Source organism: Photobacterium kagoshimensis (assembly GCF_050337045.1).
GTDB classification, from domain to species: domain Bacteria; phylum Pseudomonadota; class Gammaproteobacteria; order Enterobacterales; family Vibrionaceae; genus Photobacterium; species Photobacterium kagoshimensis.
On sequence record NZ_JAKJSO010000013.1, the window covers coordinates 30653 to 44450 of the forward strand.

General features: G+C 43.7%; 10 protein-coding genes. 4 read left to right on the forward strand and 6 right to left on the reverse strand.

Going from position 1 to position 13798, the window contains the following annotated elements; translation table 11 throughout:
• Positions 1-115 precede the first annotated feature (115 nt).
• The gene (locus tag L4C35_RS11120; RefSeq protein WP_428462925.1) at positions 116-1213 is read left to right on the forward strand and encodes a methyl-accepting chemotaxis protein; all 1098 of its coding nucleotides are present in this window, start codon (positions 116-118) and stop codon (positions 1211-1213) included.
• A gap of 167 nt (positions 1214-1380) precedes the next feature.
• Complete coding sequence (locus L4C35_RS11125; RefSeq protein ID WP_428462926.1) at positions 1381-3303, forward strand: PhoX family protein; 1923 nt, start codon at positions 1381-1383, stop codon at positions 3301-3303.
• A gap of 169 nt (positions 3304-3472) precedes the next feature.
• Here L4C35_RS11125 and L4C35_RS11130 read toward each other — a convergent pair whose 3' ends face one another.
• The 6 genes from L4C35_RS11130 to torS all read right to left on the reverse strand — a co-directional run bounded on the left by L4C35_RS11130 (position 3473) and on the right by torS (position 11814).
• The gene (locus tag L4C35_RS11130) at positions 3473-3985 is read right to left on the reverse strand and encodes an ecotin family protein (RefSeq protein WP_428462927.1); all 513 of its coding nucleotides are present in this window, start codon (positions 3983-3985) and stop codon (positions 3473-3475) included.
• A gap of 81 nt (positions 3986-4066) precedes the next feature.
• A complete protein-coding gene (locus L4C35_RS11135; protein WP_428462928.1) occupies positions 4067-5053 on the reverse strand; it encodes a FecCD family ABC transporter permease in 987 nt (328 codons plus the stop codon).
• An 11-nt stretch (positions 5054-5064) separates the two neighbouring features.
• Positions 5065-6045 (reverse strand): ABC transporter substrate-binding protein, encoded by a 981-nt coding sequence (locus tag L4C35_RS11140; protein ID WP_428462929.1) that lies wholly within the window; start codon positions 6043-6045, stop codon positions 5065-5067.
• A 7-nt stretch (positions 6046-6052) separates the two neighbouring features.
• Entirely contained in the window at positions 6053-6778 is a 726-nt protein-coding gene (locus tag L4C35_RS11145; protein ID WP_428462930.1) for an ABC transporter ATP-binding protein, read from the reverse strand.
• Between the two features lie 221 nt (positions 6779-6999).
• Positions 7000-8472 carry a C69 family dipeptidase gene (locus L4C35_RS11150; protein ID WP_428462931.1) on the reverse strand — a complete coding sequence of 491 codons (1473 nt, stop codon included), beginning with the start codon at positions 8470-8472 and terminating at the stop codon, positions 7000-7002.
• 288 nt (positions 8473-8760) lie between these two features.
• A complete protein-coding gene (torS, locus tag L4C35_RS11155; protein WP_428462932.1) occupies positions 8761-11814 on the reverse strand; it encodes a TMAO reductase system sensor histidine kinase/response regulator TorS in 3054 nt (1017 codons plus the stop codon).
• A gap of 100 nt (positions 11815-11914) precedes the next feature.
• On the opposite strand from torS, the gene torT reads away from it, so the two are divergent.
• Complete coding sequence (gene torT, locus L4C35_RS11160; protein ID WP_428462933.1) at positions 11915-13009, forward strand: TMAO reductase system periplasmic protein TorT; 1095 nt, start codon at positions 11915-11917, stop codon at positions 13007-13009.
• A gap of 211 nt (positions 13010-13220) precedes the next feature.
• Positions 13221-13679 (forward strand): methylglyoxal synthase, encoded by a 459-nt coding sequence (locus L4C35_RS11165; protein WP_428462934.1) that lies wholly within the window; start codon positions 13221-13223, stop codon positions 13677-13679.
• Positions 13680-13798 lie beyond the last annotated feature (119 nt).

The window sequence follows — 13798 nt, forward strand, 5'->3', positions numbered from 1 at the left end:
ATGAAAACCTGCCTTCTAAAAATATTGATTACTCAATAGAAAGTAAGGTTGTCACCTTTATAAAATAAAGCACTAAATATCCACAAAAAAACAGTGCTTCGACAGTAGATCTATTATGTTTAACTTTGCTTGCTTCAAAAAGAACGATGAAACCGATGCACAGCTTGCTGCGCTTGAATCTAAACTCGCAGAACAACAGCGTGCGAATGATGAGTTAGAAAAAGAACTTATCAATCAACAAAATGTACTCAATGCTCAACAACAATCCGCCGTCATGCAACAGAGCTTCACGGATCAATTGCTACACTCGGTATCACCGCTGGAACACATCCGCGGCAACATCGCCAATGCTGCAGAAAACTTAAAACAGTACTTAGATCAACATGTCACAGAAAACAGAGATGGCATTGCTATCCTCAACGTGTTTCGTGACACTTTAAACCAGCTGATTGCACAAATTAACATGAGCGGCGATTCGCTTGAGGCATTAAAAAATAATTCTGAAGACATAGGTAAATTCATCGTTACCATTAACAATGTCTCTGAGCAAACCAATCTATTGGCACTCAATGCCGCCATCGAGGCGGCACGAGCTGGCGAACATGGTCGTGGTTTCGCAGTGGTGGCTGATGAAGTGCGCAAATTAGCGCAAAACGCAAGCGAGGCTGCAAGTCAGATTCAAAACGTGGTGGGTGAAATCAGCAATAATACCCAAGCATGTAGTCAAAACGCCTCGTTCATCGAAACACAATGTTCTCAGCTTCATAATGAAATTGAGGCACTGGTGAACATTGTTACTTTACTGATTGAAAAATCAGATGAACTCCATCGACTGGTGGATGAAAGTTACTCCTCTATTTTTCTACGCCTCGTACAGATTGACCACGTTGTCTGGAAAATCAATATTTATCAACGCATCCATAATCGTGATTTCGCTAACACTGATGTTGTCGATCATCATCAGTGCCGCTTAGGAAATTGGTATTATCAAGGGCGTGGCAAGCAACTCTTTACAAGCTGTCGATCTTACCAACAGTTAGAAAAGCCCCATGCCGAGGTACATACCTTTGGTCGAAAAGCATTGAAAGCCTTTGCAGAGGGTAATGACAGTGAAGGCATGCAATTTATGGCGCAAATGGAAACAGCAGCAGACACAGTTATTCGCTTACTAAACGATTTAGAAAACGAAATGGCAAAAGTGAAACAGCAATAATGGCAAGCTAATTCAGCAAAGCCTGCAATATTGCAGGCTTTATTATTGATAGCCGCTATAAACCGCAACGAGCTTCATGGTAATGTCATAAATCAGTAAATTGTTTGACATAAAATCAGCGTTAAATATGCGACATAACAATACGCATATGACACTGGAGAAAGTCAATGACAACCCGAATGAGCCCTTTTGAGCGCCGCGAAGACGATATTGACCCACGTAGCGAGACATCTCAGCTAACAAAAATGATCGATGCAAGCCTATCTCGACGTAAATTTCTTGGGGCTGCTTCAGTGATGACCGCTGGTGCATTCATGGCTGGTATGCCAGTTTCTGCTTTAGCAAGTTCGACAAAAGCGAATAGCAAGCTGATGGGCTTCTCTGCAGTCCCTGTCAGTACCGATGACACCCTAGTGGTTCCAGAGGGCTACAATGCACAAGTCCTGATCCGTTGGGGTGATGGTCTTTTCCCTACTTCACCTAAATTTGACCCAACGGGCAATGCCCCCTCATCGCACCAAGAAGTGCAATTTGGTGATAACAACGATGGTATGACTTTTTTCCCATTGTCTAATGATCGCGGCGTATTAGCGGTTAACAATGAATACTGCAACAACGAATACCTCTTCGCACATCAAGGCAAAAAAATGACCGCTGATGATGTGAAAAAGTCTCAAGCTGCGCACGGTATTTCAATTTTTGAAATTAAACGCACAACAAACAACAACTGGGAACTGGTTGTTGATTCAAAATACAACCGCCGTATTACAGCCAATACTGAAATGACCATCACAGGCCCAGCGGCTGGCCAACCAGATATGCAAACATCCGCGGATAAAGCCGGTAAAAAAGCATTAGGCACATTTGGTAACTGTGCAAATGGTTTTACCCCTTGGGGCACTTACTTAACTTGTGAAGAGAACTTCAATGGTTACTTTGGTACTAAGAGCGATATCAAAGTTACCAAAGAACAAAAGCGTTACGGCTTAGGCAAAGAAGATTCAGGTTACGGCTGGTCGCTGCACGATGAGCGCTTTGATGTGGCTAAAAACCCGAATGAAGCAAACCGTCACGGTTGGATTGTTGAAATCGACCCTATGGATCCAAGCTCAACGCCAATGAAACGTACCGCTATGGGGCGCTTCAAGCACGAGAATGTCGCTGTTGTTATTAACAAAGACGGTCACATTGTTGCCTACATGGGTGATGATGAGCGTGGCGAACACCTTTACCGCTTTGTCTCTAAAAACAAATACGTGAAAGGTAACGATGCAGCGAACCGTCAACTTCTTGAAGAAGGCACTATTTACGTTGCTAAGTTTAGCGCAGACGACGGGAAAATTGGCGGTACAGGCCAATGGATGGAATTAACCCATGGTAAGAATGGCCTAACCAAAGAAAATGGCTTCCCAAGTCAAGAATACATCCACATGTATACACGTCTAGCGGCTACCCAAGTTGGTGCTACCACAATGGATCGCCCTGAGTGGATTGCAGTACACCCAAATCAAGACTATGTGTTCTGTACACTGACGAACAACAAAAACCGTGGTGTAAAAGAAGGTCAACCTGTTGGTGGCCCTAACCCACGCGAAGCAAACAATTACGGTCAGATCCTACGCTGGCGTCAAGTGAATGATGACCATGCTCACCCTACTTTCGCCTGGGATCTGTATGTCATGGCAGGTAACCCTGAAGTACACAAAGGCACTTTGTACGCAGGCAGTGATAACATCAACAATGACAACATGTTTAACAGCCCAGATGGGTTAGGTTTCGATGCCGATGGCCGTATGTGGATTCAAACTGACGGTAAGTATTCAAATAAAGGCGACTATGCCGGTATGGGTAACAACTCCATGCTATGTGGTGACCCAAAAACAGGGGAAATTCGCCGCTTCTTAACGGGTCCAATCGCTTGTGAAATTACGGGCTTAACCTTCAGCCCAGACTACAAAACCATGTTTATTGGTGTTCAACACCCAGGTGAAGAACTAGAGCCATCACACTGGCCTGATGGTGGTAACAGCACGCCACGCTCAGCACTTGTGATGATCACCAAGCAAGACGGTGGCGTTATTGGTAGCTAATCGTAATAAGTAGAAGCTGATGTGGTTTTAGGTCTGACTCTCACAGCTTAGTCTAAAAAAGCCCCACTCTCGTAAACTGAGAATGAGGCTTTTTTGACCACGAGAGCTTGCCGTAAACAGCAACACTGCTAACGTGAATACAACTAGCGTCAATCAATGCATGACAGCATTAATTTTGAGTCGCAGCTTTCACTTCAGGTTGCCACACACGGTACGACACATCTAAGTTATCAGGTGCATACACCACAAGTGGTAACTTGCTGTTATAGCGATATAGTTCACTGCGTGGTGCTCGCACCGTTTGCTCACTATTTTCCTGCTCTTCTGGGCACGCCATTAATGTACCAACCATGTATTCAATATTGGCATCATAACGATAGTAAGGGTAACCCCAACCTTGAGCAATTTTTCGCTCTAGAGCACTTGGCAACATGTAATTATTACAGTCAAGTTTTAACGTTTTGCTGATCACAATCTCAACTAAGCGTTCTTCTTCATTCGCTAATGGCTCTAGGATGAACACGTGACGTGTCATACCCTCGCTAGCTTTGGGATAGGCTTTCATTTCTGACTGAACTTTTGCAATATGTGTCGTGTTCATATCATCACTATTATTCGGCTGAGCAGCACAGCCACTCAGCAATAATGCGGCCAATACCGCCGTTGTTAATGTGCGCTTCATTCGTTTTCGTCGTTGCCATTGATGATGGAAAATTTATGGCGGCAGATTATCATAAGTGTTTTTTTTGTCATACTAATACATCTATAACTTGCGGCTAACAATCAAGGTTAAGCAGACAAATGCGCCAACTGCCGAGGTTATCATACTTATGGGTAATTCCTGTGGCTGTAGTAAAACCCTAGCTCCCGCATCTGCCCACACAAGGAAAATAGCACCAAATAGAAAACAAATAGGAAGTTGATGCTCGATACGATATATACCCAAACGATTCACAATATTGGGAATAATCAAGCCGACAAAACCAATTGTCCCAGTCCATGCCACCAAGGTTGCAGTTAACAGAGCAACAACTAAAAATAGCCCTTTGCGAGTACGCTGAACATTCACTCCCATCGAGGCTGCCAGCTCATCACCTGTCATTAGCCTATCTATGCTTCTACGTTGTGAATGAATAACTACGTAACAACACGCTACAACAAGAGTAATGATAGGAATAACCGCCCATTTTGCGAGCCCCAAACCGCCCATTAACCAAAACAACACTGATTGGGCTGTGCGCTGATCACCCGAGAAAATCAGAAAACCCGTTATCGCCGAAAATAAACTATTGACGATCAACCCTGACAAAACAACCCGCTCTGGGTGCCATTGATTTTGATTCGTTAATGCATGGAGCATGAACTGCGCAAGCATAGCACCACAAAATGCAAAGGCAGGTAAACTAAAGATCCCTATGATGGAGATATTGAACACAATACACGCCACAGCACCACTCGATGCACCAGCCGATAAACCAAACAAGAAAGGATCGGCGAGTGGGTTGCGGGTTAGCTTTTGTAACACTAGGCCACATATTGCTAAACCGCCGCCTGTTAACATTGCCAATATCAAACGCGGGAAGCGCAGTTCAGCAACAATCAAGGCAATCCCGCTTAATCGTTCACTGCTGAGTAACCCCGTAAAGGCTAATACAATATCATTCGCCTGTGTCGGTACGGCACCAAGTAGCGCACAAAAGAAGGCTGAGGCAACTAACCCCACAGCAAGAAAACAGTATTGAAAAGTCATGGTCTATACAATTATTCTTGGTTCATTGCGCTGATCTGAGCTGCGATTTTCTCTATAGCATGGATATTAGCAGGGCCAGGTGTCAGCTCTTCATAACCTAACTTAATGATCTGATTATTTTTCACAGCATCCGTATTCGCCACGGCAGGGATTGCTTGCAGCTTTGCCATTACCTGTTGCGAAGTTTGCTGGTTATAATCCACCATAATAATTAACGCTGGGTTACGAGCAGCCACCACTTCCCACGACATAGAACCCCAGCTGGTTTCAATATCATCTGCAATATTTTTACCACCAGCGGCGGCAATGAGTGCGGTCGGCATACCGTATTTACCGGCCGTGATCGGTTTATCGTCACCAGAATCATACAAAAACACATTCAGTGGTTTCACCTGCTTATCTTGCTGTGCTTTCGCAATACGCTGTAGTGTGTTCTTCCAGCCTTGAATCACTTCATTAGCTTTATCTTCTACTTGGAAAATCTTGCCTAAGTTTGAGATGTCTTTATATAGCAATGCAATACTTGCAGCTTGGCTCGATTCGTTATTAGCTTTAGCTTGATGGATACAAGATTCACTCAAAATATAAGTCGGAATATTGAACCGTGCTAACGATTGAGGAGATACTTCCCCCCCCATTCGCATACCGTAATTCCAACCGGCAAAAAACATATCAGGGCTTTCTATCAAAATGTTCTCAAGTGTGGGGTTTTTCGGTGCAATTTCAGGGTAGAGCTTCAGCAAAGCTTGTGCGCGTTCAGAGCTTTTATACCAACCACTAATACCACTGATCGCTTTAATACGATCGTCAAGCCCTAGCGCCAACATCATCTGAGTCATATTAATATCATGGACTACAACCTGTTGAGGGTTAGTAGGAAACACCATGGGCTTACCACAAACATCAACCGTGACACTTTGCTTGGTTTGCGCGTATGACGCTGCAGAAACTAGGCATAATGATGCCGCTAGAAATAAGATGTTTTTTTTCATAATAAACTCAGAATTGGTAAGTAAATCGAGGGCAATCTGCCATTGGGTGACGGTCGGTGATCATGGTTAAACCAAAGACAGTTTGAATATTTTCACTCGTCATAACGGTATTAGGTTTTCCATGGCACACAATCTGCCCTTGCTTCATCATGTAAACATAATCACAGTATCGTGCTGCTAAATTGATATCGTGTAATACCAACACACAGGTATGAGGAAGGGTTTCTATGGTATCTAGCATGCTGACTTGATTGGCCACATCTAAATGATTGGTTGGCTCATCAAGCAATAAGACTTGCGGCTGCTGAGCTAGCGCACGTGCCAAATAGACCTGTTGCCGCTCGCCACCCGAGAGTTGATTTAATGGGCTATCAGCCAAATGCATGATATCGAGTTGTCGCAATATATCGTCAACTGCACGTCGACTAGGATTTGGACATGCTAACTCAATAAAATAACGAGCAGAAAAAGCCAGTTCAGGCGTATGTTGTGGCACTAAAGCGAGATAATCAGCTAACTCGTGCCGTGGGATGCGCTGTGCATCTTTACCATCAATCGAATGATGACTACTTTCCGAAGGAATAAATCGTAATAAGGCTTTAATAAAGCTTGATTTGCCACAGCCGTTTGGACCAAGGACACCCACTTTCTGCCCTTTATATACCCTGAAATGTGCAATATCGAGCGACATAGTTGATGATATTTTCGCACGTAATTGAACGATATCAAGCATGTAAGTCCGTTTAGCCAAGTAATTGATTTAACGTATTATAAATCATTATCTCGCTTACATGAATAACCTTGTTATTTATGTGCCATTTGGCGGCTAATGGAATTATTTTATTGCTGTTAAGCATACAAACGTCACCTTAGCCTACTAGCAAGATCAAAAAAGGCTCCTAAATACGTTAGAAGCCTATGTTATGGTTTCATCAAAAGGATCTTATTGGCTGATTACAAGCTCATGATCTTTTTGAACTCTTCATCTGTGTATTTTTTCTCGGTGCTTTTGGTCAGATCCGTCATCATTTTGTAACGGATTTCAGTCGCCTTTGATAACGTACGTTGCAACTGACCATAAGAGTAATCCGATGCCATGCTAAGTGCCGCTTGCTTATCAGACTTATAGAGGGATTTTAACGTCATATCTAAGCTGCTAACTTGCTGATAAAGCTTGGTTTCTTCTTTATCCCAAGTCGCTTTTAGCATCGGCAGGTATTTCGCTTGGTTCGCGGTTGCCAGTGCCGTTAAACTGCGGAATTGCCAGTATGCCGATTGATCAGAATACGTGTCTGTCCCAGTTTGGTAAGCGATTGGATATTCTTCAAGGCTGGTGTAGAGCGGTACGAGAACCGACTCAGACAAAACCCCGAAGCTCTGCCAAATTAGCCCTTGTAGCTCAGTTGGCATATTAGGGCGTAACTGGATGATGTGTGATTCAAGTTGGCGTTCGACACGCATCGGACGTTCGCCGTTCTTTTCGAGTTGCGTCCCTTCGTATGTTGCCCCTAATACATTCGCGACATCTTCAACTGAGATCTTTTGGTCTGGTTTTAAAAACAGTGGGTATTGTGCTTGACGGGTCGCTTGCTGTTTAGAAGCCGAGAGCATTTCTTGACCAAGCCATTCACGGTCAATGTTGTACACATCACCAATCACGCCAAAGGCTTTCGCAAAGTTGAACGATTTAGCATTCGGCTTTTCCAGTAGTTTGTGCTGCTTAACAAACTTCATTAAGTCTTTTGAATGCAGAACATCTTTACTGTTCAAGTCAACGCCGTGAACACGTAGACCATTGGCTATCATGGCATAGCTATCATCTGGCACTTTGACTGCAATCCAGTGGTGGCCAGAGCCAATCTCTACTAACCATGCTTCATTAACATCGGCAATATAGAGGCTGTTTCCTTCACCGGCACCGTATTGCTCAATGTATTTGCCCAGGAGTTCAACCCCTTCTTTTGCTGTTTTTACCTGAGGTAAAATTAGTGTTGGGATCACAGCTTCAATGATGCCGCTTTCAACCAAAGGATCGGCTTTTTTTGCGTTATCATTCACTTCAGCACTGGTTGTTGCAGAGACAGCAACATTAAATTCATTAATGCCACGCTCTTCGTAATACTTACCTTGGCTATCAACCGTATGAGCATCCCAGTCAGGAATAGCAGAATAAGCATAGAACTGCTTTGGCATAGGAACGACCAGACCATTACCTAACTTCCACTCTCCTGCTTCATTTTTTTGTGCGGAACGGTGAGTTAAGTGTTTGTTCCAATTGTTGATACCAAAATCTTCGTTACGCGCAATCATAATGCTACCGTCAACCGACGCACCTTTACCAACGATCAAACCAGTACAAGCATTCGCGCTCAGACTAACCGCAGATAGAATTGCCGCCGACAGTAAAGTTACAGACATTTTTTTCATCGTATCTCTCCATGATGGATAATGCTGAATTGAATTTTTATTCAACTTACATGAAATAAATGATTATTTATAGTGATTATGTGGTTATTTATTTCGAATGCAGTGTATCCAGCTATACGAGTGTTTTTTGTTCAACAGATCACGCCATTAATAATTTACTCAGCAGAATAATAAAAACAAGGGCTAGATCGCGTTATACGATCCAGCCCTCTATAGTTAATAATGCTTTGTCGACAGTTTGTTAATTACTAGGCGCAAATCGACCACTATCGTATGTGTGCCATTCCCTTATTGATGCTCATCAGGGGCAAATACTGTTTTCAATTCCTTGATCGAACCTGCAAATGTCTCGCCTAATTCATCTAAGGACAGCTGTGCCAGAGAACCTGATTTACCTACTTTTTCAAAATACAGGCAATGTTTATATAAGCGCATTAATCCCATCGTACCCGCAGCACCTTTAAGATTATGGGCAAGGCTAGTTACCTGCGCTACATCGTTTGCTTTAAACGCATCTTCTAACTTTCTGTAGGTTTCAGTCGATGATTCAGAAAAGAGCTGAATCAGACGTTTTACTTGCACCTCGCCCAGCACTTTCAAATCACTACCTAGCACTTTGCTATCTAGCCACTGAGCCTCAGCAATCACGGCATGGTCATCTGTCATTTCATCCATATCGGGCATTGTTCTCTCTGTATTGGGTTCGGTAGTGATTGCGGTATGATTTTCATCATTATGGGCAGTAATCGCTTGCGCCTTCACTTCGGTATCATGGTGATTTGAGTTTTCGAACTCATTAGCCTTGGCTACGCGATCTGACGCTGGCAACACCTTATGTAAAACATCCCATAGCTCTTTTTCAACAATGGGCTTTGGTAAGAATCCAGCAAACCCGGCCGCCAAGTAACCTTCCACTTCTTCTCGAAAAACATGGGCAGAAAAGGCAACCATAGGGGGAGTCAGTTTGGAAGCGGATAAACTCGAACCTTTCGACTTTTCAGTATCAATATGGCGTAAACGCGCTAGTAAAGTAACACCGTCGGTATCGGGCAAGTTAATATCCAAGAAAACCAAGTCAAAAGATTGTTGGCGATAAATAGATTCGGCTTGCTTGCCATCGATCGCTGTGACCACACTGTGCCCTAACCGAGCTAAGAAACCTTCAGCCACCATGCTGTTGACGGGATTATCTTCAACTAGCAAGATATGAGCAGGCTGTATCTCTTCGCGCTGAGATAGCTCGCAGCTAGTAACCTCGCCCTGTTCGAGCGGAATAGAGAACCAAAAACAGCTCCCCACCGACAAGGTTGAGTCGGCGCCAATTTCTCCATCCATGGCCTCAACAATGCGTTTACTGATCGCCAAGCCAAGCCCTGTGCCTCCCACCGTTTTTCGACCATCTTCAGCTTGATGGAACGCGGTGAACAAACCATCTTGTTCTTGTTCGGCAATTCCTACGCCTGAGTCCTGTACTTGGAACATCACTTCATCTGGCATGTCTGGGTGCATACCGACATTAATGCTCACTTGCCCTTTATGCGTAAATTTAATGGCGTTGCCGACTAAATTGACTAACACTTGGCGAATACGGGTAATATCACCGACCCAGTGATCATTCATGTAATTATCAACATGCGTTACTAAACGGATTTTTTTGGTACGCGCACGGTGTTCCAGCAGATTATTTACATCTGATAACAGCTCACACAAAGAAAAATTCGTCGGGCGAATATCTAAATGTCCTGCTTCAATTTTAGAGTAATCCAGCACGTCATTAAGAATATCCAGCAGATTTTCACCACTTCGATTAATCACAGCAAGATACTTTGCTTGTTTTTCATCAAGCCCAGTGTCAGCTAATAACGATGCTGTGCCTAGCACACCATTCATTGGGGTGCGGATCTCGTGGCTCATGGTCGCAAGGAAAGCAGATTTCGCTCGGTTGGCTTTTTCAGCTTCGACCCGCGCTTTGGCATGGTTAACAACTTCTTGGTTCAACTTAGTGTTGGTTTTCTCTAACTCACCAGTCCGTTGAGCGACCAAACGCTCTAAGCTGGTTTTATGTTGCTGTAATTCAAAGCGAATTTTAGATTCAACTTGAGCAAGGCGGTGGCGCTCATACGCAGTGTCTCGCGCCACCATGATGGCACGCCCCATCTCTGCAAGCTCATCATCACCTTCCGCGGTCAACTTAATATCTAGATCACCACGCGCTAACGACAACAGGGCTTGGCTGTAATTATTAATGCGTCGGATCACTTTGGCGTACACAAAGCGCCACATAATCAATACCAGGGCCAACATACCAATCGCAGAAATACCAATTAAGCTATTTCGAGCGGCAGTAAGTGTCTTATCAACGGTGGTGACTGCCTGTACTGTATTGTGGTTAGCTGTGGTAATAATATCGTCAACGGTATCGTTCACCTGCTGAAATAGGGCTAAATTTTGCTGAGCCATACGCTCAACATCTTGCTTGGCTTTCAATAATAGGTGTAAATTTTCAAACAACTGCTCGCCTTCATCTAACGTGGCAGCAAGTTTTGTTAGTTGTGCAGAGCGACTCGGGTCTTCAACAGATTTAACCCGATTTTGAATCACATTCGCAGCATGGGTAAATCGCTTTTGCTGAACATCCAATCGGACAGGATCATCCAATCGCATTGAATCATCCAGCATGTTGATCACTTGCAAAGACAAAAATCGCAGCTCAAAAAGGCGTTCAGTTAAGTCCATATCGACTTCAACCAAGCTATCCAGAGCCTGATAGACTTCATTGGTTTTGTCTTTCGCTATCAGGTCATAAATTCGCGATACGTTTGCAACTGCAATGGTGTTGGCATTAGACACCTGCGATTGTGATAACACATCGATCTGAGTTGTTGCCGAGCTCATCTTTTCATTCAATTGATCAACCAGATCTTGCAGCTCAATCTGACGTCCAACTAACAAGCCCAGCATTGCGAGGTTTTCAACTATCTTCTTAATGTTGTCATCAAGTCGAGTCATCAATTCAGGCTCAAACGAAAAGCGCTCTAATGCTGTTAGACTTTGTTTGAGCGTTTCCATATGAACAGTTAACGCCCGACCTTGCCTGACGCGATCATCTTCGTCTTTGGCTTGTGCCAATACTTGAGCAGAAAAAATGATACGCGTACTAAGATCGGAAAGCTGACGCGCTTCCACCAGCGCAGGAACAGCAGAGTTAATCACTGTTCGTTCTGTTTTGGCGACAAACGAAAAACCAGCCACCCCAATTAATACAGCGATGATCATCAAACCCGCCATTGCAGAGAAGGCCCAGAGGAGTTTTTGACCAATACCGTTTCGAGTGAACGCCATATGACTAACCACTTATCTTTCAATGTGCAATTATGGCGCTGACGCCATAGAATAGAGATATACTATTTTGCCAGTGATTTAGGCCTAGATGCTATCTACCATGCGAAAAATACCGTTAATATCCCTATTGTTTCTGTTTATTTCCTCCACTTTGGGGATAAAAAGCGCTTATGCGCGTGAAGTGCTTAACCATACGCCAGCATTTTCACCAGATGCGATTGGAGTTGCTATCAACTACCAACCTCTGACTAAAGCATTAAAACCGTGGAAAATATGCGCGGTTTACCCACATTTAAAAGATTCATACTGGCTTTCCATTAACTATGGCATGGTGCAACAAGCAAAGCAGCTCGGTATCGAACTGAATGTTTTTGAAGCAGGGGGCTATCCGCAGTTACAAAAACAAAAGAGCCAGCTTACCGCATGTAAAAAATGGGGGGCTGACGCAATTATTTTAGGCACAGTAGATCGTGATGCGTACAACGGTATGCTTTCAAACCTAATCGGTGATATTCCTGTTTTCGCGATGACCAATGACATTGATTTTACCGACGCAGATATTCGTAAAACTATCAAAGCGCGTGTCGGCGTAGACTGGTATTACATGGGTCAACAAGCGGGTGCTTTTTTAGCAAAACGTCACCCGAAAGGTAGCGGTAAGGTGAAAGTTGCTTGGTTACCTGGGCCTAAACTAAGAGGCGGAACCAAGCCTGTTTCTGCTGGTTTTAACGATGCTATCTCAGGTTCTGATATCGAAGTGGTTACCACGTTATGGGCAGATAACAGTAAAGAACTACAGCGCGATTTAATTCAGCAGCTTTTTGATAACCATACTGACATTGACTACATCGTTGGTGGTGCTGTTGCCGCCGAGGTAGCGATCAGCGAATTACGCACCAACGGGAAAACTAACGATATTAAGATTGTTTCCACTTACCTAAGTCATGGGGTATACCGTGGTTTACGACGCGGGAAAATCTTGTTTTCACCAACCGATAAAATGGCACAGCAAGCAAAACTGTCGATAGATCAAGCAGTGCGATATTTAGAAAACAAGCCCAGCAATACAGATCTCGCACCAAAAATCGAAGCATTAACGCCCGATCATTTGCCAGAAGACACAATTACAAATTCGCTCTCACCTGCGGAATTTCGCCCCGTTTTTCATGTGTCAGATCACCATATTAGGCAGTGATCTAACTCAACATCATCCTAATCGACAAAAATATATTACAGGTTCATGATTCTTGAGAATTTGTCTTGTATGAGTTGATAGTGCTCTGTTATTAATAGCCCGATATATCATTAGATATATCAACACTTGGCTAGAAAGGTCATCGTTTACACTTAACGCACAACAATAAAAAGTGAAACGATGCCGTTAAATAAGGAACCAGGGTGTATTTATGCAAATAACAACCCGCACAATGCAACGCCGTAAGAACATTGCTTTGGTTGCTCACGATAACTATAAAAAACATTTATTGCGTTGGGCTACCGAGCACAAAGACAAACTCAGTGAACATACTCTGTTTGCGACTGGCACCACAGGCCACATGATCGCTAATGAAGTAGGGCTAGACATCAAATGTATGATCAGCGGCCCTATGGGCGGCGATCAGCAACTAGGCGCCATGATTTCAGAAGGACAAATTGATTTAATGATTTTCTTCTGGGATCCGCTAAATGCGGTACCGCATGATCCAGATGTAAAAGCACTGCTGCGTATTGCTGGCGTTTGGAATGTACCTGTCGCGACCAATCGTGCCAGTGCTAATTTCTTGATCACGTCACCCCTGTTAGATCGTGAAGTGGAAATCGAGATCCCTGATTATGCGGCCTACCTTGCTGAGCGCGTAGGCTAATTTACCCCACAGCAAACAAACAGAAAAAAATAACTAGATATAAAAAAGCCTTCTCTTGTGAATACAATGAGAAGGCTTTTCTCTTTATGGCTTAGCGAGAATCAACACAGCCATTACGT

Excerpts from the sequence above, each read along its gene's own strand:
- L4C35_RS11120 (WP_428462925.1), top strand. The coding sequence starts at position 116 with ATGTTTAACTTTGCTTGCTTCAAAAAGAACGATGAAACCGATGCACAG.
- L4C35_RS11125 (WP_428462926.1), top strand. The coding sequence starts at position 1,381 with ATGACAACCCGAATGAGCCCTTTTGAGCGCCGCGAAGACGATATTGAC.
- L4C35_RS11130 (WP_428462927.1), bottom strand. The coding sequence starts at position 3,985 with ATGAAGCGCACATTAACAACGGCGGTATTGGCCGCATTATTGCTGAGT.
- L4C35_RS11135 (WP_428462928.1), bottom strand. The coding sequence starts at position 5,053 with ATGACTTTTCAATACTGTTTTCTTGCTGTGGGGTTAGTTGCCTCAGCC.
- L4C35_RS11140 (WP_428462929.1), bottom strand. The coding sequence starts at position 6,045 with ATGAAAAAAAACATCTTATTTCTAGCGGCATCATTATGCCTAGTTTCT.
- L4C35_RS11145 (WP_428462930.1), bottom strand. The coding sequence starts at position 6,778 with ATGCTTGATATCGTTCAATTACGTGCGAAAATATCATCAACTATGTCG.
- L4C35_RS11150 (WP_428462931.1), bottom strand. The coding sequence starts at position 8,472 with ATGAAAAAAATGTCTGTAACTTTACTGTCGGCGGCAATTCTATCTGCG.
- torS (WP_428462932.1), bottom strand. The coding sequence starts at position 11,814 with ATGGCGTTCACTCGAAACGGTATTGGTCAAAAACTCCTCTGGGCCTTC.
- torT (WP_428462933.1), top strand. The coding sequence starts at position 11,915 with ATGCGAAAAATACCGTTAATATCCCTATTGTTTCTGTTTATTTCCTCC.
- L4C35_RS11165 (WP_428462934.1), top strand. The coding sequence starts at position 13,221 with ATGCAAATAACAACCCGCACAATGCAACGCCGTAAGAACATTGCTTTG.